Annotated in this window: 24 protein-coding genes; 10 read left to right on the top strand and 14 right to left on the bottom strand. The window is 70.9% G+C overall.

What is annotated here, in order from left to right; translation table 11 throughout:
• Positions 1-42: 42 nt before the first annotated feature.
• Positions 43-1,179, bottom strand: a complete 1,137-nt coding sequence (locus OG371_RS24150; protein WP_329072843.1) for a CapA family protein — start codon at positions 1,177-1,179, stop codon at positions 43-45.
• A gap of 408 nt (positions 1,180-1,587) precedes the next feature.
• Here OG371_RS24150 and OG371_RS24145 point away from each other — a divergent pair, with 408 nt between their 5' ends.
• From OG371_RS24145 to OG371_RS24125, 5 genes are all read left to right on the top strand, one after another.
• Positions 1,588-2,550 carry a substrate-binding domain-containing protein gene (locus OG371_RS24145; RefSeq protein ID WP_329072841.1) on the top strand — a complete coding sequence of 321 codons (963 nt, stop codon included), beginning with the start codon at positions 1,588-1,590 and terminating at the stop codon, positions 2,548-2,550.
• Between the two features lie 67 nt (positions 2,551-2,617).
• Positions 2,618-4,153 (top strand): sugar ABC transporter ATP-binding protein, encoded by a 1,536-nt coding sequence (locus OG371_RS24140; RefSeq protein WP_329072840.1) that lies wholly within the window; start codon positions 2,618-2,620, stop codon positions 4,151-4,153.
• A complete protein-coding gene (locus tag OG371_RS24135; RefSeq protein WP_329072838.1) occupies positions 4,150-5,196 on the top strand; it encodes an ABC transporter permease in 1,047 nt (348 codons plus the stop codon). The genes OG371_RS24140 and OG371_RS24135 overlap by 4 nt, the downstream gene beginning before the upstream one ends.
• A gap of 1 nt (position 5,197) precedes the next feature.
• Entirely contained in the window at positions 5,198-5,866 is a 669-nt protein-coding gene (locus OG371_RS24130; RefSeq protein ID WP_329072836.1) for a FadR/GntR family transcriptional regulator, read from the top strand.
• Between the two features lie 100 nt (positions 5,867-5,966).
• The gene (locus OG371_RS24125; protein WP_329072834.1) at positions 5,967-7,094 is read left to right on the top strand and encodes a glycoside hydrolase family 88 protein; all 1,128 of its coding nucleotides are present in this window, start codon (positions 5,967-5,969) and stop codon (positions 7,092-7,094) included.
• A gap of 51 nt (positions 7,095-7,145) precedes the next feature.
• Here the strand turns inward: OG371_RS24125 and OG371_RS24120 are convergent, their stop codons facing one another.
• From OG371_RS24120 to OG371_RS24110, 3 genes are read right to left on the bottom strand one after another with little or no spacing between them, the layout of a single operon-like run.
• Positions 7,146-8,138, bottom strand: a complete 993-nt coding sequence (locus tag OG371_RS24120; RefSeq protein ID WP_329072832.1) for an amidohydrolase family protein — start codon at positions 8,136-8,138, stop codon at positions 7,146-7,148.
• Positions 8,135-8,866 carry an SDR family NAD(P)-dependent oxidoreductase gene (locus tag OG371_RS24115; protein WP_329072829.1) on the bottom strand — a complete coding sequence of 244 codons (732 nt, stop codon included), beginning with the start codon at positions 8,864-8,866 and terminating at the stop codon, positions 8,135-8,137. The genes OG371_RS24120 and OG371_RS24115 overlap by 4 nt, the downstream gene beginning before the upstream one ends.
• Entirely contained in the window at positions 8,863-9,180 is a 318-nt protein-coding gene (locus OG371_RS24110) for a hypothetical protein (protein ID WP_329072826.1), read from the bottom strand. Before OG371_RS24110 ends, OG371_RS24115 begins: the two co-directional genes overlap by 4 nt.
• A 70-nt stretch (positions 9,181-9,250) precedes the next feature.
• Here OG371_RS24110 and OG371_RS24105 point away from each other — a divergent pair, with 70 nt between their 5' ends.
• Positions 9,251-10,144, top strand: coding sequence for a LysR family transcriptional regulator (locus tag OG371_RS24105; RefSeq protein WP_329072824.1), 894 nt, complete (start codon positions 9,251-9,253; stop codon positions 10,142-10,144).
• A gap of 18 nt (positions 10,145-10,162) precedes the next feature.
• Here the strand turns inward: OG371_RS24105 and OG371_RS24100 are convergent, their stop codons facing one another.
• The 5 genes from OG371_RS24100 to OG371_RS24080 are packed head-to-tail and all read right to left on the bottom strand — an operon-like array spanning position 10,163 to position 14,145.
• Positions 10,163-11,479, bottom strand: coding sequence for a DNA polymerase IV (locus OG371_RS24100; RefSeq protein ID WP_329072822.1), 1,317 nt, complete (start codon positions 11,477-11,479; stop codon positions 10,163-10,165).
• 4 nt (positions 11,480-11,483) lie between these two features.
• Positions 11,484-11,801 (bottom strand): transcriptional regulator, encoded by a 318-nt coding sequence (locus OG371_RS24095; protein ID WP_329072819.1) that lies wholly within the window; start codon positions 11,799-11,801, stop codon positions 11,484-11,486.
• Positions 11,798-12,457: a hypothetical protein gene (locus tag OG371_RS24090; RefSeq protein WP_329072817.1), complete on the bottom strand. Its 660-nt coding sequence runs from the start codon at positions 12,455-12,457 to the stop codon at positions 11,798-11,800. The genes OG371_RS24095 and OG371_RS24090 overlap by 4 nt, the downstream gene beginning before the upstream one ends.
• Before the next feature lie 54 nt (positions 12,458-12,511).
• Positions 12,512-13,246 carry an ABC transporter permease gene (locus OG371_RS24085; RefSeq protein ID WP_329072815.1) on the bottom strand — a complete coding sequence of 245 codons (735 nt, stop codon included), beginning with the start codon at positions 13,244-13,246 and terminating at the stop codon, positions 12,512-12,514.
• A complete protein-coding gene (locus tag OG371_RS24080) occupies positions 13,243-14,145 on the bottom strand; it encodes an ABC transporter ATP-binding protein (protein WP_329072814.1) in 903 nt (300 codons plus the stop codon). The genes OG371_RS24085 and OG371_RS24080 overlap by 4 nt, the downstream gene beginning before the upstream one ends.
• A gap of 312 nt (positions 14,146-14,457) precedes the next feature.
• On the opposite strand from OG371_RS24080, the gene OG371_RS24075 reads away from it, so the two are divergent.
• On the top strand, positions 14,458-15,630 hold the full coding sequence (locus tag OG371_RS24075; protein ID WP_329072811.1) for a macrolide family glycosyltransferase: 1,173 nt from the start codon (positions 14,458-14,460) through the stop codon (positions 15,628-15,630).
• Between the two features lie 105 nt (positions 15,631-15,735).
• Here OG371_RS24075 and OG371_RS24070 read toward each other — a convergent pair whose 3' ends face one another.
• From OG371_RS24070 to OG371_RS24055, 4 genes are read right to left on the bottom strand one after another with little or no spacing between them, the layout of a single operon-like run.
• Positions 15,736-17,463, bottom strand: coding sequence for an aminotransferase class V-fold PLP-dependent enzyme (locus tag OG371_RS24070; protein ID WP_329072809.1), 1,728 nt, complete (start codon positions 17,461-17,463; stop codon positions 15,736-15,738).
• Positions 17,460-18,227: an amino acid ABC transporter ATP-binding protein gene (locus OG371_RS24065; protein ID WP_329072808.1), complete on the bottom strand. Its 768-nt coding sequence runs from the start codon at positions 18,225-18,227 to the stop codon at positions 17,460-17,462. The genes OG371_RS24070 and OG371_RS24065 overlap by 4 nt, the downstream gene beginning before the upstream one ends.
• The gene (locus OG371_RS24060; protein ID WP_329072807.1) at positions 18,220-19,113 is read right to left on the bottom strand and encodes an amino acid ABC transporter permease; all 894 of its coding nucleotides are present in this window, start codon (positions 19,111-19,113) and stop codon (positions 18,220-18,222) included. Before OG371_RS24060 ends, OG371_RS24065 begins: the two co-directional genes overlap by 8 nt.
• Positions 19,100-20,059 carry an ABC transporter substrate-binding protein gene (locus OG371_RS24055; RefSeq protein WP_329072805.1) on the bottom strand — a complete coding sequence of 320 codons (960 nt, stop codon included), beginning with the start codon at positions 20,057-20,059 and terminating at the stop codon, positions 19,100-19,102. Before OG371_RS24055 ends, OG371_RS24060 begins: the two co-directional genes overlap by 14 nt.
• A 98-nt stretch (positions 20,060-20,157) precedes the next feature.
• On the opposite strand from OG371_RS24055, the gene OG371_RS24050 reads away from it, so the two are divergent.
• Positions 20,158-21,138: a Gfo/Idh/MocA family protein gene (locus OG371_RS24050; RefSeq protein WP_329072804.1), complete on the top strand. Its 981-nt coding sequence runs from the start codon at positions 20,158-20,160 to the stop codon at positions 21,136-21,138.
• Positions 21,139-21,143: 5 nt separating this feature from the next.
• On the opposite strand, the gene OG371_RS24045 is transcribed toward OG371_RS24050, so the two are convergent.
• Positions 21,144-21,731, bottom strand: coding sequence for a TetR/AcrR family transcriptional regulator (locus tag OG371_RS24045; protein ID WP_329072803.1), 588 nt, complete (start codon positions 21,729-21,731; stop codon positions 21,144-21,146).
• Between the two features lie 99 nt (positions 21,732-21,830).
• Here OG371_RS24045 and OG371_RS24040 point away from each other — a divergent pair, with 99 nt between their 5' ends.
• Both OG371_RS24040 and OG371_RS24035 read left to right on the top strand, forming a co-directional pair.
• Positions 21,831-23,060, top strand: coding sequence for an FAD-dependent monooxygenase (locus OG371_RS24040; RefSeq protein ID WP_329072802.1), 1,230 nt, complete (start codon positions 21,831-21,833; stop codon positions 23,058-23,060).
• 16 nt (positions 23,061-23,076) lie between these two features.
• The gene (locus OG371_RS24035; RefSeq protein ID WP_329072801.1) at positions 23,077-23,478 is read left to right on the top strand and encodes a TIGR03618 family F420-dependent PPOX class oxidoreductase; all 402 of its coding nucleotides are present in this window, start codon (positions 23,077-23,079) and stop codon (positions 23,476-23,478) included.
• Positions 23,479-23,509 lie beyond the last annotated feature (31 nt).

Here is a 23,509-nt window from a genome sequence, read left to right as displayed (position 1 = left end):
GACGCGGGTAAGGAGGCCTTGACGGACTTGGCCGCTCACGAGTCAGCTGCGCGGGCGAGTCAGCCCTTGGGTGCCGGCGCCGCGCGAGAGGATCACTTCGTCGGTGTTGGTCAGGGCCTGCTTGCCGCGCGGGCTGACCGGGCCCACGGTCAGGTCGCGCAGGCGGATGGGCGGGCCGAGGTCGATCAGGGTCGGCACGTACTCCGCCTTGTCGACGGCCCAATGCCCGTTCGTGCGCGTGAAGCGGAAGCGGGCGGCGGTGCCCTCCTCGGTGGAGCCGCGCGGCTCGTCGTGGCGGGCGACTTCGTTGCCCAGCCCGAACGCGACCCACTTGCCGTTGATCTTTTCGAACGGCTGCACCACGTGCGCGTGGTGGCCGACGATCAGGTCGATGTCCGGGGACGCGGTCAGCTCCTTGGCCAGCTTCTCCTGGTCGTCGGTCACCTCGTGCTGGTATTCGATGCCCCAGTGCAGGCTCGCGATGACCACCTCGGCGCCGGCCTGCTTGGCCGCGCGGGCCGCGGCGAGGATCTGGTCGGCGTCGATCTGGTTGGCCAGCCACGGTTTCCCGGCCGGGCGCTTGATCCCGTTGAAGCCGAAGGCATACGACAGCTGGGCCACCTTGACCCCGTGCACGTCGAGGATCAGCGGGTTGTCCGCCTCCTTTTCCGAACGCGCGGAGCCCGTGTGCTTCATCCCGGCCGCGTCGAGCTTGTCCAGGGTGCGGGTGATCCCGGCCTGGCCTTGGTCGAGCGTGTGGTTGGACGCTGTGGAGCAGGTGTCGTAGCCGGTGTCCTTGAGCGCGTCCACGATCTCCGGCGGCGCGCTGAACGACGGGTACCCGCTGTACGGCCCGCCCTCCGGCGCCAGCGGCGTCTCGAGGTGGCAGATCCCGAGGTCCGCGCCCGACACGAGCGGCTTCACCCCGGCCAGCAGCGGCCGGTAGTCGATGGCGCCGTTCCCGTCCGCCTCGGCCTGGTCGGTGAGCTTCGGGTGGATCAGCACGTCACCGGTCGCCACCACGGTGAACGAGTCCGGCGAGGACGGGGTGGGCGAGGCGGACGACGAACCGTCCGGCTTGGTGTCCGGCACGGTCACCGCGCCACCGCTCGAGCATCCCGCCGCCACCAGCAGCAGCGCGACGCCCGCCAGTACCGCGCTCCGGCGCGCGTGTGCCATGTTCGCCCCCTTTGTCCGGCTGCGCGGCACATCCTGCCGCATGTCCACCGGACAGGAAGCCCGGCCTGCCATAGCGGACCGTAATCAAACCCAAGTCAACAACAAAACCCACCAGACACCGCAGACTCCACCCGATCCGCAGCTCGTGAGCCACCCTGGTCAAGCCCGAAAAAATACGATAATTCCCCGGCATTCGTGAGCAAGATCGTCACTGTCCGTAGGTATCTGTCCGCTAACTGCTGGCCCACCTGGAGTTGACGTCACCCGATCCGGTGTCTTGTAATACGAGTCACTCGAAGTTTACGCGTAGGCAACACTCGTCCACGGCCCCCTTGGGAGCGCTCGATGTCCACATACCCGCACAGGTCACGCATCTGGAGCGTTGTTGGTTGTTGTTTGGTTGCCGGTGTGGTGTTGGCCGGGTGCTCGTCGGGCAAGGACACCGCCGCGCCCGCCCAGCAGGCGCCGGCCAACGGCAAGATCACCCTGTACTACCTGCAGAAGCAGGGTGACCAGCAGTACTTCGTCGAGCAGGCGCAGGGCGCCCAGGAGAAGGCGAAGGAGCTGGGCGCCGACCTCAAGGTGGTGAACCTCGGCCAGGACGCGAACAAGGCCATCACCGAGCTGGACGCCGCCGTCGCGCAGGGCGCCAACGGCATCGCGATCGTGGTGCCGGACCAGGCGATCGGCCCCGAGGTGATCGACAAGGCGAAGAGCGCCGGCATCCCGCTGGTCGCCTCCGACGACGTGATCAAGGACGGCTCGGGCCAGAACGCGGCGTTCGTCGGCTTCAACGGCACCCAGATGGGCACCTCGGTCGGCCAGGAGGCCGCGAAGCTGTTCAAGGCCGCCGGCTGGACCGCCGCCGACACCAAGATCATCAGCGCGTACAAGCAGGACCTCACCGTCTGCACGGACCGGGTGAACGGCGCGAAGGCCGCCTTCCAGAAGGACGCCGGCGCCGGTGTCCCGGTGATCGACGTCGGCACCGACAACTCCCCCGTCGACGCGCAGAACCGCAGTGGCGCGGTGATCAGCTCGAACCCGGGCGTCAAGCACTGGGTGGTGTGGGGCTGCAACGACGAGAACGAGACCGGCGTGGTCACCGCACTGGCCAACTCCGGCGTCGCCGCGGGCAACATCATCGGCGTCGGGCTCGGCGCGTACCTCGACTGCAAGGACTGGGCCGCGGGCAAGGACACCGGCAACAAGTCCTCGCTCTACATCTCGGGTGCCGAGGTCGGCCGCACCGCGATCCAGGTGCTCTTCGACAAGGTGAAGAACGGCAAGGCGCTGCCGGCGGAGACCATCGCGAAGACCCAGATCGTGAACAAGGACAACTTCAAGCAGGCCGGCGTCAACTGCACCTGATAGCCGTCGTGGGTGGTGGCGCCGGTGCGAGCCGGCGCCACCACGCATGAGTCGAGGAAGGTCGGACATGTCCAGTTCCACCGCGCTGACCGCGGAAGGCATCGGCAAGCGCTTCTCCGGCGTCACCGCGCTCGACGACGTCACGCTGGAGTTCCGCTCCGGCGAGGTGCTCGCGCTGATGGGCGAGAACGGCGCCGGCAAGTCGACGCTGCTGCGGGTGCTCTCGGGCGACCAGGGCCCCGACGACGGGACGCTGCGCATCGACGGCGAGCCCGTCGCGTTCGACACCCCGCGCGCCGCGATGGCCGCGGGCGTGCGCGTGATCTACCAGGAGCCGGAGATCATCCCGCACGTCTCCGTGGCGGAGAACGTGTTCGTCGGCGAGCTGCCCACGCGCGCCCGCGTGTTCAACCGCCGCACGCTGAACCAGCGGACGTACGAGGCGCTGGCCGAGTACGGCTTCGAGGGCGTGCTCGACCCGGCGACGCTCGGCAGCCGGCTTTCCGCCGCGCAGCGCCAGCTCGTCGAGATCCTGCGGGTGCTCACCGCGGCCACCCCGCCGCGGGTGATCGCGTTCGACGAGCCGACGTCCTCGCTGTCCGAGCACGAGGTGGAGGCGCTGTTCCGGCTGATCCGCCGGCTGCGCGACGCCGGGGTGGCCGTCGTTTACGTCTCCCACCGGATGAAGGAGATCTTCCAGCTCGCCGACCGCGTGGCCGTGCTGCGCGACGGCAAGCTGATCGGCGTCCAGCAGGCCGGCGAGACCGACGAGAACCAGCTGGTGCGCATGATGATCGGCCGGGACCTGTCCGCGCTGGAGCGCCGCGAGAGCGCGGAGCCCGGCGCGGTGGTGCTGCGGCTGGAAAACGTGACCACCGACGACGTCAGCGGCATCTCGTTCCAGGTCCGCGCCGGCGAGGTCGTGTGCCTGGCCGGGCTGGTCGGCGCCGGGCGCTCCGAGCTGGCGCGCGCGATCGTCGGCGATCTGCCGGTGCGCTCGGGAACCGTTGAGCTGGACGGGAAACCGCTCAAGGCCCGTAATCCAGGAGACGCGGTGAAGGCCGGCATCGGCTTCGCGCCCGAGGAGCGCAAGACGGACGCGTTGCTGATGCAGCGTTCCGTGCGCGACAACGTTTCCATCGCCGTGCTCGACCGGCTGCGCCGCTTCCGCGTGATCCGGCGGGCGAAGGAACGCGAACTCGTCGCGGAGTACATCCGCGAGCTGAGCGTGCGGACGCCGTCGATGGAGCAGGAGGTCCGCAAGCTCTCCGGCGGCAACCAGCAGAAGGCCGTGCTCGCCCGGTGGCTCGCGCGGCGCCCGCAGCTGCTGATCCTCGACGAGCCGACCCGCGGCGTCGACGTCGGCGCGAAAGCCGAGATCTACCGGATCATCGACGGGCTGGCCGCCGAGGGCATCGCGCTGCTGGTGATCTCGTCCGACCTGCCCGAAGTCCTCTCACTGGCCGACCGCATCGTCGTGATGCGCGCCGGCCACGTCGCGGGCGAGCTCAACCGCGACGAAGCGACCGAAGAAGCCGTACTCACCTTGGCCATCCCGGCGACGGAGCCGGCCGCCGAAGACATCCAGGAGGTGGGCGCGTGAGCACCCCGACCCGTCCCAGCCCCGCGCAGGAGCAGCCGACGCCCGGCGCGCCCGGCCCGGACCACGTCTCTCCGGTCCGCCGCGTGCTGAGCGGGATCGGCGTGCAGAACAGCAGCCTGATCATCACGCTCGTGGTGCTGATCATCGTGCTGTCCTCGCTCAACGACAACTTCTTCCGCACCAACAACCTGCTGCTGATCGGCAGCGCGGTCACCATCATGGGCCTGCTCTCGCTGGTGCAGACGCTGGTGATCATCCTCGGCGCGCTGGACATCTCGGTCGGCTCCATGGCCGGGCTGGCGTCGGTGATCTCGGCGATGGCGTTCACGGCCACCGGCAGCTCCGCGATCGGCATCCTGGCCGCAGTCGGCACCGGCATCGCCTGCGGGCTGGTGAACGGCCTGATCATCATCTTCGGCCGGGTCAACCCGGTGGTCGCGACGCTGGCCACGCTCGCCACGTACAAGGGCATCGCGCAGGTCGTCTCCGACGGCAAGGCGCAGGGTTACACCGGCGCGGACGACCTGTTCATCTTCCTGGCCAAGGGCACCGTGCTCGGGCTGCCGACGCTGGTCTGGGTGTTCCTGATCGTCGCGGCGATCCTGCACTTCCTGCTCAAGTACACCGACATCGGCCGCAACATCTTCGCCATCGGCGGCAACGACACGGCGGCGCGGCTGGCGGGCATCAACATCAACCGCTACATCATCGGCGTCTACGCGCTGGTCGGCGTGGTCGCGGCGATCGCGGGCGTGCTGATCACCGCGCGCACCGGCTCGGGCCAGCCGACGTCGGGCTCGGAGGGCCTGGAGCTGCAGGCCGTCACGGGCGCCGCGCTGGGCGGCACGATGCTCAAGGGCGGCAAGGGATCCATCGTCTCCACCGTGCTGGCGGTGTTCATCCTCGGCGTGCTAGACAACGGCATGTCCGGGCTGGGCATCAACCAGTTCTGGCAGAACGTGGCGCACGGCGCGCTGCTCGTGGTCGCCGTGGTGCTGCAGCAGCTGCGCAGCGGGGAGCGCCGCGTCGGTCTCCCGGCCTGAGGTGGCGGCGGCGCCAGGAGCGGGCCTGCACGCCCGGCTCGTCGAAGCGCTCGGCCGGCTGATCGTCGAGGGCAGCCTCCCCCAGGGCGAGCCGATCGTGCCGGAAGACCTGGGCCGCCGCTTCTCGGCTTCCCGGACGGTGGTCCGGGAAGCCTTGCGGGTGCTGGAATCCAAGGGCCTGGTGGCCGCGCGCCCGCGCGTGGGCACCTGGCCGCAGCCGCCCGAGCGGTGGGACGCGATCGACCCGGACGTGATCGCCTGGCGGGTGGCCGGCCCGGACGGGCCGAAGCACCTCGGCGACCTGTTCGAGCTGCGCGGGCTGGTGGAGCCGCAGGCCGCGCGGCTCGCGGCCCGGCACCGGGTGCCCGAGGAGCTTTCCGCGATGGCGGCGGCGTACGGGCTGATGGCCGACGCCGTCGAACGGGACGATGCCGCGGCTTTCGCGCAGGCCGACCCGCTGTTCCACGCCGCGCTGGTGCGGGCGGCGGGCAACTCGCTGTTCGCCCAGCTCCAGGTGCCCGTGCTGGCCGCGGTGCGCGCCGTGCCCGAGCCCCCGGCCGAAACGCTGCTCGCGCATTCCCGCGTGCTGACCAAGGTGCTGGCGAAGGACGCCGACGGCGCCGAGCAAGCGGCGTCCCGGCTGCTGGAAACCCTGGCCCAGTACCGCTGAACGGCACCTTGACACGCCCAGCAGGCCACAACCATGCTCCCGGGAGGCCACCGGACCCGGCGGCCTCCGCCGCCGTGAGCTCTTGAGGAGGACGCTGAGAATGCGTTTCCCGGGAATCCGTGGCTTTGCCGTGCTCGCCGCGGCAGTGACGGCGAGCGGGCTGGCACCGGCGGTGGCCACGGCCGCGCCTGCCGCCCCGTTTGTTCCAGCTGCCCAGTCTGTGCCGTCCGCCCAGTGCGCTGTGGCCGACGCGATGGTCAAGGCGGGCGACTACTGGGTCGCGAACGGCACCAACCTGGCCCCCGCCGACTGGCAGAACGCGACCTTCCACGTCGGCAACCTCGCGGTGGTCCGCACCACCGGCGTGTCCAACCACCAGACCCTGCCCTGGGGCCAGGCGAACAAGTACCTGCTGCCGCAGACGCCGGGGCAGCCGTTCGCGCCGGGCGACGAGGCGGCCGGCGAGGCCTACCTCGACCTGTACACCTACTTCCACCCCGACCCGCCGATCCTCGCCGACCTGCGCTCGCGGCTGGCCGGCGAGGTCAAGAGCGTCCAATCCGGACAGACCGGCTACTGGGACACCGTGGACGCGCTGAACATGGCCATGCCCTCGTTCGCCCGCATCGGGGTGATGGACCACAGCGAAGCGACGCTCGACGCGATGCAGAAGCTGTTCCAGCACACCGAAAAGCAGGACGGCCTGTTCAACGAGCTGACCGGCCTCTGGTACCACGACGCGGGCACGCGGGACTTCTGGTCGCGTGGCAACGGCTGGGCGCTCGCCGGGCTCACGAAGGTGCTGCAGGTCCTGCCCGCGAACGACCCGCGCCGGCCGGAGTACCTGCGGGTGTTCAAGAAGATGGCGACCACGCTGAGCCTGGTGCAGCGCCCGGACGGCTTCTGGAACACGAACCTGCTGAACCCGTTCGACCAGGCCGGCCCGGAGAGCAGCGGCACCTCGCTGTTCACCTACGGCATCGCCTGGGGCATCAACGCGGGGGTGCTGGACGCGCGGTGGTTCAAGCCCGTGGTCGACCGCGCGTGGAAAGCCTTGTCCACCAAGGCCGAGCGGGCTGACGGCTTCGTGGGCTACGTCCAGCCGGAAGCCTCCGGCCCGGGCGCGGCGAAGGCCACGGACACCGCGGCGTACGGGGTGGGCGCTTTTCTGCTGGCCGGTCAGCAGGTCGCGGACCTGACGCCGGGCTGCGCACCGCCCGCTGCCTGAACCGTCCGGAGGGCCGCCGCGCTGACGTGCGCGGCGGCCTTCCGCCGGAGATCAGGTCAGCCGGAACACGCGTTCGGCCGTGCGGTGGGCGAGTGCGGTCCGCTGATCGCCGGTCAGCGGCGCGTCCCGGAGGAAGGCGACGGCCGCCGCCGAGTCCTCGTACGGGAAGTCGATCGCGAACATCACGTTGTCCTCGCCGACCGCGCGCAGGACCAGGCCGAGCACGTCCGGATCGTCCATGCCACTGGTGGTGAGCACGAAGTTGCGCCGGAAGTACTCGCTCGGGGTGAGCGAAAGGCGCGGCATCGGCGTGGCGGCCCCGATCATCCGCTCCGCGAACGCGTGCCGGTTGTCGATCCGCCGCAGCCAGTACGGGATGCCCTCGCCGAGATGCCCGAGCACCACGGTCAGGTCCGGGTAACGGTCGAGGGTGCCGCTGAGGATGAGCCGCATGGCGTGCAGCCCGGCCTCGGCCTGATAACCCCAGACCGCCCCGGACATCCCGTAATCGCGGTAAACGAGCGCGCTCGGCACCCGCGGGTGCAGGTAGATCGGCGCCCGGTTCGCCTCGGCTGACGCGAGCAGCAGCGCGAACTCCGGCTCGTCCAGGTACCGCCCGCCGGTGTGCGAGTTGATCATGATCCCGTTGAGGCCGAGCGGACCCATGGCCCGTTCGATCTCGGCCGCCGCGGCATCCGGGTCCTGCGGCGCCACCGTGGCCAGCCCGCCGAACCGGCCCGGGTGCCGTCGCACGATCGCGGCCAGCTCGTCGTTGAACGCCCGGGCCAGCGGCACCGCGCCGGCCGCCGGGAAGGGCTGGACCCCGGGCGGATTCAGGCTCAGCACGGCCATGTCCTGACCGGCCGCGTCCATCTCCCGCAGCCGGGCGTCGAGATCGACGAGCCGGGCGCGGGGCACCGGGGACTCCTCCACCGCGCGCATCAAGGCCATCTCGGCCTCGTCGCCCGGCACGACGTCCAGGGTGTGCGCGGTGCGCAGGAACGCCTCGGTTGATATGTGCTCCTCAACCGCGATGACCCTCATGCCCGTCGCCCGCCGTCCACCGACATCGCGATCCCGGTGACGTACGCCGCGGCGTCCGAGCAGAGCCAGACCGCCGCCGCGGCGGCCTCCTCCGGCCGGGCCAGCCGGCCGAGCGGGGTGATCCCCTCCTGGAACGCGATCATGTCGGTGCCCGCCGCCACCTCGTCGAACCCCGGGGTGTGAGTCGGGCCGGGGCAGACGGCGTTGACCCGGATGCCCTCGGCCGCGTAGTCGACCGCGGCGGCCTTGGTGAGCCCGACGACGCCGTGCTTCGCGGCCACATAAGCGGGAGCGTGCGGGATCGCGTACAGGCCGCCGTTGGAAGCGACGTTGACGATCGCGCCGCCTTTGAGCAACGGCAGCTCGTACTTCATGCACAGGAAAGTCCCGGCGAGGTTGACGCCGAGCACGCGGTTGAACTCGGCCAGGGTCATCTCGTCGAGCTGCCGGTGGTGCGAGGCCATTCCGGCGTTGTTGACGGCGAAGTCGAGGCCGCCGTACGCCGCGACGGTGCGCTCGATGGCCGCCTTCACGGAGCCTTCGTCCGCGATGTCGACGGTGACCGCCAGCGCTTGCCCGCCCTCTTTTTCAATCAGCTCAACGGTTTCGGCCGCCGCGCGCTCGTCGAGGTCGAGCACGGCCACCGCGGCGCCGCCCCGGGCGAACTCCAGCGCCGCCGCGCGGCCGATCCCGCTGCCGGCGCCGGTCACCAGTCCGGTCTTGCTCATGACAGGGCTTCGTGGTTCGCCCAGGCAACCTGGTACGAGTGCCGCGACTGCCAGCGGTCGATCACCTCGTGCAGGCCGGGGTCGGCGAACGCCTTCGCCAGCGCCTCGGTGTCGGCCACGGCGAACTGCACGATCGCGGTCGCGATCAGCGCCGGGATGGCCTCCTCACCGAGGATCGGCAGGTGGCGCCGGCTCACGGCCGACTGCAGGAGACCGGTCGCGAGCGCGGCCCGTTCCACATCTGCCAGGTATTGATCCAGCTCGCTGTCCGGGAGGGGCTGATCGAAGGAGACGATCATCGTGTGGTTGATCATGCCTCGATTATCGGCGCGAAAAGACCGGGCCGTCCAAGATCCATTGGCTATCCGGCGATAACCTGGAGGCATGGTCGAACTGGAAACGCGGGAGCTGGAGTACTTCATCGCGGTCGCGGACGAGCTGCACTTCGGGCGGGCCGCCACCCGGCTCTCGATCGCGCAGCCGGCGTTGTCGAAGGCGATCCAGCGGATCGAGAGCCGGCTCGGCGTCCGGCTGTTCGTCCGCTCGAGCCGGCACGTCTCGCTGACGCCGTCCGGGGAGGCGCTGCAGGAGCATGGGCGGCACGCGCTGAACGCGGTGAGCGCCGCCGTCCGCAACGCCCGCCGCGCCGGCGACGACCAGGCCCACCTGCGACTGGTGCTCAAACCCGGCGGCGACGCCCAGCTGCTGTCCGGGATCCTCGGCGAGTACTCCCACCATCCGGACGCGCGCCGGGTGGACATCCTGTTCAGCGGCCCCGCCGACCGCACCGAGTTCCTGCGCGACGGCCGGGCCGACGTCGGCCTGCTCTACGCGCCGTTCGACGATCTCGACGGCCTGGCCCACGAGACGCTGCACGTCGAGGACCGGGTGGCCATCCTGCCGTCCGGACACCGGCTGGCCGGACGCGGCTCGGTGCAGATGTCCGATTTGGACGGTGAGATCCTGCCGCGCTGGAAGGGGATTCCCAGCGACGGCACCGGTCCCGACGAGAACGTCCTGCCGCGCCGGAAGGGCCAAGCCGTCCCGGACGCCGGTCCCGAGATCACCGACGTGGTCCAGCTGCTGCACCTGATCACAGTGAGCCGGGTGATCGGGGTGCTGCCCCGCTCGCTGGTCGAGCCGATCCCGCCCGGCCTGGTCACCGTCCCGATCGCCGACGCCCCGCCCAGCCGTCTGGTGCTGGCTTGGAACGAGCACGACCGGCGGCCGCTGGTCACGTCGTTCGTAGCCGCCGCGCTCGAAGCCCGCGGCGACTGAGCAAAACCCGCCGTCTGTCTACTCCAGACAGTCCCACGGCTCGCCGCGGGTCAGCGCCGGATCCGACTGCTCGAACGTCCGCGCCACCCCCGGGCCCGACGCCAGCGTCTCGAACCGCACCGTCACCCGGTTGTGCCCCGCACCCTGCACCCAGCCCGTGCCGAACTCCGCGTGCACCACATCGTCACCAGGCCGCCAGCCACTCGACGACACCGGCGCAGCGCCGCCCGGGGAAGGCTCCACCGCCACTACAGGTTCCGACACGGCAGGCACAGTGAGCGTGAACAGCGCGTCCTGGTGCGGAACCGAAAGGCCGCTGAACGCCACCCCCGCCAGCCGCACGCCGCCGAACTGGGCGGGGTCCAGCAGGAGCCGCTCGGCGGTGGCGGCGAGCTGCTCGAGATCGTCGGTGGGTGACGCCGTGGTCTCCGACCGGGTCACCGTGCTCATGTCCGTGTGCCGCAGCTTGATCACCACTGTGCGGGCGACGCGGCCGGCCTTGACCAGCCGCGCGTGGGCGCCCGTGGCGATCCGGCGGACCTCGGCGCGCAGCCGGGCCAGGTCGACCACGTCCACGTCGAACGTCGTCTCCGCGCTGACCTGCTTGGCCTCCCCGCGCTCGGCCACCGGACGGTCGTCCGTGCCGCCCGCGAGCTTGCGCAGCTCCCGCCCGACGGCGCCGCCCAGCGTCGCGACCGCGTCCGATTCCGGGAGGTTCGCCAGCTCCCCCAGCGTTTTCACGCCGATGGTGCGCAGGTTCGCCTCGGCCACCGGGCCGATCCCCCACAGCGCGCGCACCGGCAGCGGCGCCAGGAACTCCCGCTCGGCACCCGGCGGCACCACCAGCAGTCCGTCCGGCTTCGCCCGGTCCGAGCCGATCTTCGCGACCTGTTTCCCCGTGCCCGCCCCGATCGATGCAGTCAGGCCTGTCTCGGTGCGGATCCGCGCGCGCAGGTCTTCGGCGAACGCCGTCACCTCGTCGATCGAGGCGTGGGCCAAAGACGGCGGCTCCGCGAACGCCTCGTCGAGCGAGATCCGCTCCAGCACCGGCGCGACCGAGGACACCACGTCGAAAACCTGTTTGCTGAGCCGTTCGTACAGCCGGAACCGCGGCGGCAGGATCACCGCGCCCGCGGGCAGCATCCGCCGGGCCTGCGACATCGGCATCGCCGAGCGAACGCCGTACTCGCGCGATTCGTAACTCGCCCCGGCCACGACGCCACGCGGTCCGGTGCCGCCGACCACCACGGAACGGCCGCGCAGCGTGGGCCGGGTGAGCTGCTCGGCCGAGGCGAAGAAGGCGTCCAGGTCGAGGTGGATCACCCAGCGGGGCACGTCCTCAGCTCCCGCCGGTGGCGTCCAGCAGCCGGTGCAGCGCCTGGGTGTAGGCCTCGAACGCGGCGCGCCCCTTGGCCGTCAGCCGGACCAGGGTGACCGGCGTGCGGTGCTCGTGGGCCTTGGTGATCTGCACGTACTCGGCGTCTTCGAGCTTGCGCAGGTGGGTGGAGAGGTTGCCGGCGGTCATCTCGAGCAGCTGCTGCAGCCGCGGGAAGGTGATCTGGTCCTCGGCGCGCAGCCCGGCCAGCGCGACCGTGACCCGCAGCCGGGCCTGGGCGTGGATGACGGGGTCGAGCTCGGGCAGCGCGGACTCCGTCACCGGCGCCTCGTCCCGATCGGACGGCCACGGCGCTCACGCAGGTAGTAGACGAGCGAGGCGACCAGGAACCCGCCCCCGCCGGCCAGGCACAGCACCAGGAAATTGCCCGGGACGCCGACCAGCACGCTGGCCCCGCCGCAGACGATGATCCACACGCCGAAGCCGTACTGCAGCTTGTCCTGCCAGAGCATCCCGCCCGTGAGGTAGAGCGCGCCGGTGACCAGCAGCGAGGTGCCCGACCACAGCAGGGAGATCGTCGCCGGGGCCAGCTGGGCCACCGCCATCACGCGGAGGTTGACCACCGTCAGCGCGGCGAAGGAGATCATCCAGCTCCATCCGTACATCGCGCCGACGAGCTGGGACGGGCCGCGGATGCCGCGGTTGACCCGGCTGCCGTAGAAGATGGAGTAGGCGATCCCGGCGACGAACAACACCGCCACCACCACCGCGGCGACCCAGCCGGGCAGGAGCGGCTTCGCGTGGCTGGGATCGGCCAGGTACACCAGTCCCCAGCCGACCAGCCACGCGAAGGCCCATACCCCGAGCAGCCGCGCCGGGCTCGCCCCCAGCTCCCGGCGCATCCGCTCGTTCTGCCGGGCGATCAGGTTCAGCGACTCCTCCGCCGACAGCGGCGGTGTCTCGTCGTCTTCCACCATGATTCGCCCCTCCACCGTGCTGACCCCACATGCAGCACGGAAGCTAACACGTCGTCAACCGACCTTCGCCGTGTCCAACCGGAAGCGCCGCACCACCACCAGCGCGGGCACCACCAGCCACGCGGCGAGCACGGCGGCGGCCAGGCCCAGCCCGGCCTCGTGGGTCACCGGCAGCGTGCCGACCCGGCCCAGCCAGAACGTCGGGAAGAAGTGCGCGACCGTCGACATCCAGTCCGGCATGATCGACAGCGGCATCCACAGCCCGCCGAAGACGCCCAGTGGCAGCATCAGCGCCCCGGTCATCGCGCCGACCGTGTCGCCCTTGCCGAACAGGCCGAGCAGCAGCCCCAGCACCGCGAACGGCAGCGCGCCGAGCCACAGCCCGAGCCCGCTGAGCACCCACTGCGCGACGGTCAGGTCCACCCCGCGCAGCGCGCCGGCCACGAAGATCACCAGCAGCACGGGCAGAGCCATCGCCATCGCCGACGCGATCTTCACGAACAAGTATCCCGGCCCGCGCATCGGTGTCAGGCGCAACTGCCGCTGCCAGCCGTCAGTCCGCTCGGTCGCGACGCGGGTGCCGGTGAACAGGGCGCCGCTCATCGCGCCGTACGCGCCCATGTTGATCATCGTGGTGACGCTCGCCTTGATCCCGTCCGGCCCGGCCAGATCCCCGAACAGGCCGCCGAACAACAGGAACATGCCCAGCGGCACGGCGATGGTGAAGAGGGCGAACTGCGGGCTGCGGACGATCCGGAGGATCTCCAGTCGCAAGTAGACGAAGTTCATCGGAGCGCTCCTTCCGGCTCGTCGGCGGTCAGTGCCAGGAAGGCTTCTTCCAGGCCGACGGCGGTGATCTCGATGTCGGAGGCGAGCGGGAAGGCGGTGAGCAGCGCGCGGATCGCGAGGTCGGAGTCGGCGCAGGCCAGTTCGGCGCGCCCGCCCTGGACGCGCGCGGTGGTGACGCCGGCGAGCGCGGCCAGCGCGGCCTGGCCGGCGCCCGGCACCACGGCCCGCAGCACCCGCCCGGAGACGGCGGCGCGGACCTGCGCGACCGGCCCGTCGGCGACCACCCGGCCGTGGCGCATCAGCACCACGCGGTCGGCGAAGTCCTCGGCCTCGGCGAGGTAGTGCGTCGCGAACAGGACCGTGCGCCCGGACGCGCTGAACTCGCGCATCGACGCCCAGAACGCGCGCCTTCCGTCCACGTCCATGGCCGCCGTCGGCTCGTCGAGCACCAGCAGCTCCGGGTCACCGGTCAGCGCCAGCGCGTACCGGACGCGCTGGAGCTCGCCGCCGGACAGCTTGCCGCAGCGGCGGTTCGCGAACTCGGTGATCCCGGCCCGCTCGAAGACCTCCTTGACCGGCAACGGCTTGCGGTGCATCGAGCGCAGCAGCCCGACCAGCTCGGCCGGGGTGACGTCCCGCAGCAGGAACCCGTTCTGCACCATCGCCGCGATGCGTCCGCTGTCGATCGCCTCCCGCGGCCCGGCCCCGAAGACCCGCACCTGTCCCTGATCCGGGTGGGTCAGCCCCAGCAGCATGTCGACGGTGGTGGACTTGCCCGCACCGTTGGGCCCGAGCAGCGCGACCACCTCACCCCGGCTGACCTCGACGGACAGCCCGTCGACCGCCAGTACCGGGCCGAATCTCTTGGTCAGCCCCCGTAGGCTGAATGCCTCGCTCATCTTCGTTCCCCCAGAACTTTGCGTTGCAAACCTTGCCTGCACTTTGTAACACAAAGTTCCCTGCTTCGGAAAGCCCCTGCGAAGGGCTCGTGAGTGTTTAAGACGGTTCTAACCGTCCTAAACACTCACAAGCCTTGGTGAGCGGCGGAAAACCGGTTGGTCGCTAGCCGCGCCGACCTCTACCGTGTCGCCCATGACCTACTTCATGCGCCTGCGCAGTCACTGAGACGGCGTGACTCTCCGGGCCGCCCGCCACCGGGCGGCCCCTCTTCTGCGCGCCGTCCTTCCGTTTCAGTCCGGAAAGGACAGTTCATGCCCCAGCACATCGTCATGGTCGGCTGTAGCGCGCCCAGCCACGTCTACCCGTCGCTCGCGCTGATCCGGGAGCTGACCGGGCGGGGCCACCGGGTCAGCTACGTCGTCGGCGAGCCGCTGACCGGGCTCGTCGAGCCCACCGGGGCCGAGGTCGTCGCCCATCCGACGATCTTCCCGATCGGCGACGCCGCGGCCTGGCCAGAGGACCCGGCCGACGGGATACGGGTCTTCCTCGACGAGGCCATCACCATCCACCCGCAGCTCACCGCCAGGTTCGACGAGGACCGCCCGGACCTGCTGCTGTACGACATCGGCGGCCTCGGCGCGCCGCTGCTCGGCGAGCGCTACGGCGTCCCGGCCGTGCAGTTGTCGCCGTCGATGGTGGCGTGGGACGGCTACGAACAGGATTTGGCCGAGGTGCTCGGCCCGCTCCGCTCGTCACCGTCCGGAGTGGACTACAACCGCGCGTATACCGAGTGGCTGAAGGAAAACGGCATCATCGCCGAGGGCTGGGACTGGATCGCCCACCCGGGGCAGGTGCTCTCGCTGATCCCGCGCGCGATGCAGCCGAACGCCGAGCGGGTGCCGTCGAACGTGCGGTTCGTGGGCCCGTGCCTGGACCCGCTGCGGCTGGCGGACCGGAGCTGGACCCCGCCGGCGGACGGGAAGCCGGTGCTGCTGGTGTCGTTCGGCACGGCGTTCACCGATCAGCTCGACGTCTACCGGGCCTGCATCTCGGCGTTCGCGGACTCGGGCTGGCACGTGGTGCTCTCGATCGGCAAGCACGTGCCGGCCGAGGACCTCGGCCCGCTGCCGGACTCGTTCGAGGCACACGAAAGCGTGCCGCAGCTGGCGGTGCTGGCGGCCGCGTCGGCGTTCATCACGCACGCTGGCATGGGCAGCTGCACCGAATCGCTGTGGTTCGGCGTGCCGACGGTCGCGATCCCGCAGGCCGTCGACCAGTTCGGCAACGCGGCGCTGCTGGAGTCGTTGGGGGTCGGCCGTCACCTGCCGGCCGCCGAGGTCACCGCGGAGTCGCTCCGTGAAGCGGTCGACGCCGTGTCGTCGGACCCGGAGGTCGCCGCCCGGCTGGCCACGCTGAAGGCGGAGTCCCGCGCCAACGGCGGCGTCTCCATCGCGGCGGACGCGGTGGAGTCGTTCCTGAAGTAGCTGAATGCGCCCCAATGTGGCGTTCGGTGCGCTCAACGCACCCAATGTGGCGTTCGGTGCGTTCAACGCAACCAACGCCACATTGGGGCGCTTCGGCCGGGACCCTCAGCCGCGGATTTCGTTGAGGTAGTTGTAAATCGTGTAGCGGGTGACGTCCAGTTGCCCTGCCAGGTGGTCGACCGCGTCCTTGATCAGGAAGAAACCGGCCTCGTCCAGTTCCCGGACCACCGCGGCCTTGTGGCGTTTTTTCATCAGCTCCACCGGGATCCCGGCTTTGCCGATCGCGCGGGTGACCAGGAAGCGCTGGAGGCTGTCGACGTCCGGGGGGAAAGTCTCCTGCGGGGTCTCGGCGTGCGCCGCGCCCGGCAGCTCGCTGTTCACGCACAGGCAGCCGACCGCCACGCTCGCCGCGTCGCGCAGGAAGAGGGTGGACGAGCGGATGGCGCGGCCGTCCGGGCCGTGCGTGCGGTAGTTCGTCAGGTCCTGGGTGGTGCCGCGGCGGACCAGGCCGAGCAGCAGGTCCGTCATCGGGCCGCCGACGGTGCGGCCGGTCAGGTCGCCGGCGATGGCGACGATCGAGTCCGGCAGGCGGCTCAGGTCGTGCAGCAGCACCTCGTTGCCCGGGCCCAGCATCGCGGCCAGCCCGTCGACGGCCGGGACCAGCGCGCTGAGCAGCTCCGGCGTCGCCGCACCAGACGAGGCAGGCGGGACCACGGACAACGGTTTCCGTGGCCGGGTAAGGGTTTCCAGCGCCGCGCGCAGCTGATCGGCCGCGGCCACCGGCGTGGACGCGTGCGGTGAGAGGCGCACGTGCTCGGGCCGTACCGTGGCCGCGATCCCGGCCGACGCGAGCGCCGCGCCGACCTGCTCCGCCGGATGACCGGGCAGCGTGAACGCGAGGATGCCCGCGCGCCGTTCGGTCGCGGACACGATCTCCGCGCCACACGAGCGCAGCACGTCCTCCAGCGAGCCGAGGCGTTCGGCGATCCGGCCCGCGATCGCCCCGACGCCGGCCTCCTCCACCAGCTCGAGCGCGGCGGCGAAGGCGCCCGACGTGATCGGGCTGAGATTGGAGATCGACCAGCCCGCCGCCGTGGTGTCGGCCGGGTGGATCTCGTCGTCGAACAGGCCCGGGTCGCGCGCGCCGGTCCAGCCGGACAGGATCGGGTCCATCCGCTCCAGCGCGCGGTCGGACAGCACGGCGAACCCGGTGCCCCAGCCCGCGCGCAGCCACTTCTGGCCGCCGACCACCAGCACGTCCGCGACCTCCCACGGCGCCTCGGTCACGCCGAAGCCCTGGATGCCGTCGACCACGAGCAGCCGATCGCCGACAACCTCGCGCAGTGCGGCGAGATCGGCCCGGTAGCCGGTGCGGAAGTCGACGGCGCTCACCGAGACCGTGGTGATGTCCGGCGTCAGCGCCTCGGCCACCCGATCGGCCGTGACCGGGCCGCCGTCCAGCCGCCACACCTTGACCAGCCCGGCCTGCTCGGCGCGGGCCCACGGGTAGGTGTTGGCCGGGAACTCCGCGGCCGACACCAGCACCTCGCCGCCGGGGGTGTTGAACGCCGCCTGGAACAGGCCCAAACTGGTGTGCGGCAGCAAAACGGTGTGGTCGGTGTCGCTGCCGCACAGCCGCGCGGCGGCCGCCTTGGCGCGCGTCTCCTGCCGCATCAGCTCGTCCACAGTGGACGGACCGGCCTTGGTGGCCGCTTCGAGCAGGCTCGCCGTGGTGTCGAGCACGGCGTGGGACGGCGGGCCGAACCGGGCGAAGTCCAGGTAGCCCGCGGGCTCGTCGAACTGGAGCAGGTACCGGGGCGAGATCCGCGTCACGACAGGACCCGCGCGAGGAACTGGCGGGTGCGCTCGTGCTCCGGCGCCTTCAGCACCTTGTCCGGCGGGCCGGTCTCGACCACCGCGCCGTCGGCGAGGAACACCACCTCGTCGGCGGCCTCGGCGGCGAAGGCCATCTCGTGTGTCACGACCACCATCGTCATCCCCTCCCGCGCCAACGTACCCATCACCGCGAGCACCTCCCCCACCAGCTCCGGGTCGAGCGCCGACGTCGGCTCGTCGAACAGCATCAGCTTCGGCTTCATCGCGAGCGAACGCGCGATCGCGACCCGTTGCTGCTGCCCGCCCGAAAGCTGAGCCGGAAAGGCGTCGGCGCGGTGCGCGAGGCCGACGCGGTCCAGCAGCTCGAGGGCGTCCGCGCGCGCCTGGTCCGGTTTCACCCCGAGCACCCGGATCGGCCCCTCGACGACGTTCTCCAGCGCCGTCCGGTGGCCGAACAGGTTGAACCGCTGGAACACCATGCCGATGTCACGGCGCTGGCGGGCGACGTCGGCCTCGCGCAGCTCGTACAGCTTCCCGCCGCGCAGCTTGAAGCCGATCGGCTCGCCGTCGACCCACACCTGCCCGGCGTCGATCGTCTCCAGGTGGTTCAGGCAGCGCAGGAACGTGCTCTTTCCCGCGCCCGAAGGCCCGAGCAGGCAGACGACCTGTCCCTTGTGGACTTCCAGGTCGATGCCTTTCAGCACCTCCGTGTGCCCGTAGCTCTTGCGCACACCCACGGCACGCAGCAGTGGTTCAGACACGGGCACTCCTCACCAGCGGAACTCCCCGCAACGCCTTGCCCACGCGTGACGCCGGACCCCGGTCCGAGGCGCCGAACGCGCGTTCCAGGTAGTGCTGGCCGACGCCCGCGACGGTGACCACCACCATGTACCAGACCGCGGCCGCGATCAGCGTCTCCATCACCAGCAGGTTGTTGGACGAGATGTTGTTGGCCGCGTGGATCAGCTCGGTCACGCCGATCACCGACGCCATCGACGTGCCCTTGAGCATGTTGATGAAGTCGTTGCCGGTGGGCGGGATGATCACGCGCATGGCCTGCGGCAGCACCACGCGGCGCAGCGTGGCGCCCGGGGTCATGCCGATCGACTTGGCCGCCTCCGTCTGTCCACTGTCGACACTGTTCAGCCCGGCGCGGACGATCTCGGCCATGTACGCGCTTTCGTTGAGCGCCAGCCCGAGCAAGGCCGCGGTGAACGCGCTGATCAGCACGTTCGTCTGCTCGTGGAGCAGGTAGCCGCCGAACGGCAGCGGGATCGAGATGGTCGGGAAGATCAGCGCGAGGTTGTACCAGATCAGGATCTGCAGCAGCACCGGCAAGCCGCGGAACAGCCAGATGTAGGCCGCCGCGAACCACTTCGCCACCGGGTTCGCGCTGCGGCGCAGCAACGCGATCAGGATGCCGAGCACGATCGCCACCGCCTGCGAGATCACCGCGAGCACCACGGTGTTGAGCAGGCCCAGCGCCATCACGCGGTAGAACACGAAGTCCGGCACCGAGCCCCACTCGATCTGGGCCTGCGCGAGCGCGAACCCGAGCAGTACCAGCAGCGCGAGGATGACCACGGCGCTGACCCAGCGCCCCCAGTGCTTCAGCCGGACGATCGGCAGCGGCTCAGCTTCCGCCATTGACGGCCGCCTCCTTCACCGCGCCCTGCTCGACACCCCAGGACTGGAGGATCTTGCCGTAGGTGCCGTCGGTGATCAGCGACTGCAGCGCCTGCTTCACGGCGTCGCGCAGCTTCGTGTTGGCCTTGGTGAAGCCGATGCCGTACGGGCCGCCCTCGATCGGCTGGCCGGGCACGACCTCGAAGAACTTGCCCTCGCCCGCCGTGCGCGAGATGTAGACGGCGCTCGGCAGGTCGTTGAGGATCGCGGCGACGCGGCGGGTGCGCAGCTGGTTCTGGTTCTGCGTGTCGCTGTCGGTGGCCGTGACGGTGATCGCCGGCTTGCCCGCCTGCGTGCACTTCTCGCTCTGCGCGGCGGCGAACTTCTGGTGGCTGGTGCCCTGGACGACGGCGACGTTCTTGCCGCACAGGGTGTCCGGCCCGGTGATGCCGTCGGGATTGCCCTTGGCCACCATGATCGTGATGCCGGAGGAGAAGTAGTCGACGAAGTCGATCTGCTGCTGGCGCTCCTTGGTGTCGTTCATCGCGGCCATGGTCAGATCGACCCGGCCGGACTGCAGGCTGGTGATCAGCGAGCCGAACGCCATGTCCTGGTACGCCACGGTCACACCGAGCTTCGCGCCGACCGCCTTGGCCAGGTCCACCTCGTAGCCGATCGGCGTTTTGCCGTCGGCCGAGTAGAAGTTGTTCGGCGCCGACTGGATGTTGGACGCCAGGTGCAGCGTCTTGGCCTGCGCGACGGCGGGCGGCAGCGCGGCCGTGAGCTGCGGGTCGGCCTTGACGGCGGTGATCAGCGCGGTGTTGTCCGGGATGGCGGACGGGCTGTTCCCCGCGGCCGGCGACCCGCCGGCGCCGTCGGGACCACCCCCGCAGGCGGCGGTGACCAGGACGAGGGCGCCACCCAGCAGGGCGGCCTGCCAGGCGCGGGTACGGGACGGCGACGGCATCGGGGACCTCCAGGGCGTCGTGGTGCCGCGAACGGTACAACTCTGTGTTGAAGAGGTCAACGGTCAGTTGAAATTCACCGGACCGCTAAGGTTCCGGCATGCGGATCGGAGTGCTGGGAGCAGCCGGGATCGTGCCGAGCGCGCTGGTCAAGCCCGCGCGCGGCAATGCCGAGGTGGAGGTCGCGGCCATCGCGGCGCGCGACCCGCAGCGGGCCGCCGAGTTCGCCACGAAACACGGCATCCCGAAGGTGCACGCGACGTACGAAGACCTCCTCGCGGACCCGTCGGTGGACGCCGTTTACAACCCCACCCCGAACGGTCTCCACGGCCGCTGGACGCTCGCCGCACTGAAGGCGGGCAAGCACGTCCTGTGCGAGAAACCCTTTACTGCCAACGCGGACGAGGCCGCCGCCGTCGCGCGCGCAGCGGCGGAGTCCGGCCTGGTCGCGATGGAGGCGTTCCACTACCGGTATCACCCCTTCACCCTGCGGATGGAGGAGATCCTGGCTTCGGGTGAGCTGGGCTCGGTGCTGCACGTCGAGACCGCGGTGAGCTTCCCGTTGCCCCGCTTCTCCGACATCCGCTACAGCCTCCCGCTGGCCGGCGGCGCGACGATGGACGCGGGTTGTTACGCCGTCCACCTGGCCCGCGTCTTGGCCGCTTCGACGCCGCAAGTGGTTTCCGCGAGCGCGAAGCTCCACTCCCCCGGCATCGACCGTGCGATGACGGCCGCCCTTCAGTTCCCGACCGGCGCCACCGGGCGGATGCACTGCTCCCTGTGGTCGTCCGACGTGCTCCGCATTTCCGCCCGCGTCACCTGCTCCCGGGGCGAGCTGAGGGCGATCAACCCGGTGGCCCCGCAGCTGTGGCACCGCCTTTCGGTCCGGGGCCCGGGCGGCCGGCGCGTCGAACGGTTCCCGCACCGCCCGTCGTACGACTACCAGCTGGACGCGTTCGCGAACGCGGTGCTGCGCGACGGCCCGGTGAGCACTCCGCCGGAAGACGCCGTGGAGACGATGACGGTGATCGACGGGATCTACCGCGCCGCCGGCCTCGAGCCGCGAATCCCTACGCCGTAACCGGTTCAGCCGGCCGCGGCGCGCTGGTCGCGCACGGCCAGGAGGTTGTCGACCAGGCGGGCGGCGTCGGCGGCCGGGTCCAGCGGGCTGGAGATCAGCGCGTAGAGGTACGCCGGGGCGAGCACCATCTCGAAGACGTCGCGCCAGCCGATCGCGGTCGTGTCGCTGGCCTTCAGCATGGCCTCGATCTCGCGGATGCGGGGCTCGGAGAACCGGGCGACGTCGTCCGAGCCCTGTTCGCCGGCCTCGCCCGCCCGGATCATCGCGCGGGCCAGGGTCAGCTGGACCGGCTTGCGGAGGCCGTCGAGCAGCTTGGTGGCCCAGGTGAGCAGGTCGGCGCGCAGGTCGCCGGTCGCGGGCAGCGGTGAGCGGGTGGCCAGCTCGTCGACGATCGTGTCGATGACCAGGCCCTCAGCAGTGCGCCAGCGCCGGTAGATCGTCGCGACGTGCACCCCGGACCGGGCCGCCACCTCGGCGATCTCGACCGTGCCGTCCTCGGATTCGGCCAGCAGCTCGCGGGTTGCCGCGTGCACGGCCTCGCGGGTGCGGGCAGTCCGCCCGCCGGGTCGGGTCACCCCTGTCGCCTGCGCCATGCCGGCACACTACCGCGAATCTCTTGCGTTAGCACGTTCGTCGGGTCTACCGTTAACGCGAAACGTTCGCATCAATGGCGCGGCAGGGAGGGACAGGTCATGGCACGTGCACTGGTCGTCGGTGGGGGAATCGCGGGGGACACGCTCGCCCTGTTGCTGGAGCGGGACGGCTGGGCGGTGACAGTGGCCGAGATCGCCCCGGCCCCGCGCAAGGGCGGCCAGACCGTGGACCTGCGCGGCGACAGCCGCGAGGTGCTGGCACAGGCGGGCCTGCTGGAGCAGGCGCTCGGCTGCCTGATACCGCAGGCCGGGGCGGCGTGGATCACCGCGCGCGGATGGCGGCTGGCCGCGATGCCGGTGGAGGCGTTCGGCGGCCAGGGCCTGGTGTCGAAGGAGGAGCTGCTGCGCACCGACCTCGCCCGGATCATCCACGACGCGGCCGGCCCCGGCGTGACCCACCGCTTCGGCGAAACCGTGGAAGCGCTCCAGGACCGGGGAAATCGCGTGCTGGCCCGGTTCCGCACCGGCGGCGAGGAGGAGTTCGACCTGGTGGTCGGCGCGGACGGCGCGCACTCCAAGGTGCGCGCGCTGCGGTTCGGCCCCGAGGAGGCGTACCGCAAGCCGCTGAGCCTCGCGCACGCCTGGTTCACCATCACCGAAAAGCCCGGCACACCCCGGCTGGACGGCTGGTTCCTGATGCACAACGCGCCCGGCGGCCGTTCGGTCAAGGCTCGGCCGGGCCACCCCGGCCAGCAGGAGGTCGGCCTGACTTTCGCCGCCGCCGGGACGCTGCCGTCCCGCCACGACCGCGAGGCCCAGATCGCCTTGCTGGAGCGCACTTTCGCCGGCGTCGGCTGGCGCGCGAAGGAATTCCTGGCCGCGGCGCGCGACGCCGACGATTTCGCCCTGGACACGTTCGACCAGGTGCACATGCCTCGTTGGCACGACGGTCACGTGGTCCTGCTCGGCGACAGCGCCTGGTCCTCCAGTCCCCTCAGCGGGCTCGGCACCGCGCTGGCCCTGCGTGGCGCGGCCGAACTGGCGGCCGCGCTGCGCGCACACTCCGGTGCCGACGCCGTGCCCGCCGCGCTGGCGGCGTTCGAGGCGGCGATGCGCCCTCGTGTCACCTCCGCGCAGCAGCTCCCGCCCGGCCGGGTGGCCGCCGCGGCCCCGAAAACCAGGCGGGGCATCTGGCTCAACGCCTTTGTCATGCGCGCCATCCAGTCTCGGACCCTGCGCCCGCTGGTCAGGCGAGCCTTCGCCGGCTCCGGGCACGGCCGCGCCGCGAAAAACCCGTCAGCGCAGGCGAAAACGGCCGCGGCGGGGTAACCGATACCGTGGCCTCATGAAGATCGACCTCACGGACCGCGGCGAGGACTTCCGCCTGTTCTGGACCGAACGCCGCCTGGCCAGCCTCACCACGGTCCGGCCCGACGGGACCCCGCACGTCGTCGCCGTCGGGGTCACCGTCGACTTCGAGACGGGCATCGCCCGGGTCATCACGTTCGACGGCTCGCACAAGGCGAAGCTCGTCCGCGCGGCCGGGGAGGCCGGCGTCGCCGCCGCCGTCTGCCAGCTGGAGGGGCCGCGCTGGTCCACTTTGGAGGGACGCATGACGCTCAAGGACGATCCGGCGTCGGTCACGGACGCGGAAAACCGTTACGCCGCCCGGTATCGCCAGCCCAAGCCGAACCCGCAGCGAGTGGTGCTGGAGATCGCCGTCCGGCGCGTGCTCGGCAACGCCTGACGACTCGTGAGTGTTCATGCCGGTTAGAACC

Source organism: Amycolatopsis sp. NBC_01480 (assembly GCF_036227205.1).
Taxonomy (GTDB): Bacteria; Actinomycetota; Actinomycetes; order Mycobacteriales; family Pseudonocardiaceae; genus Amycolatopsis.
Note: the sequence above shows the minus strand (reverse complement) of the source record. Positions and strands in the feature narration are given on the sequence as shown.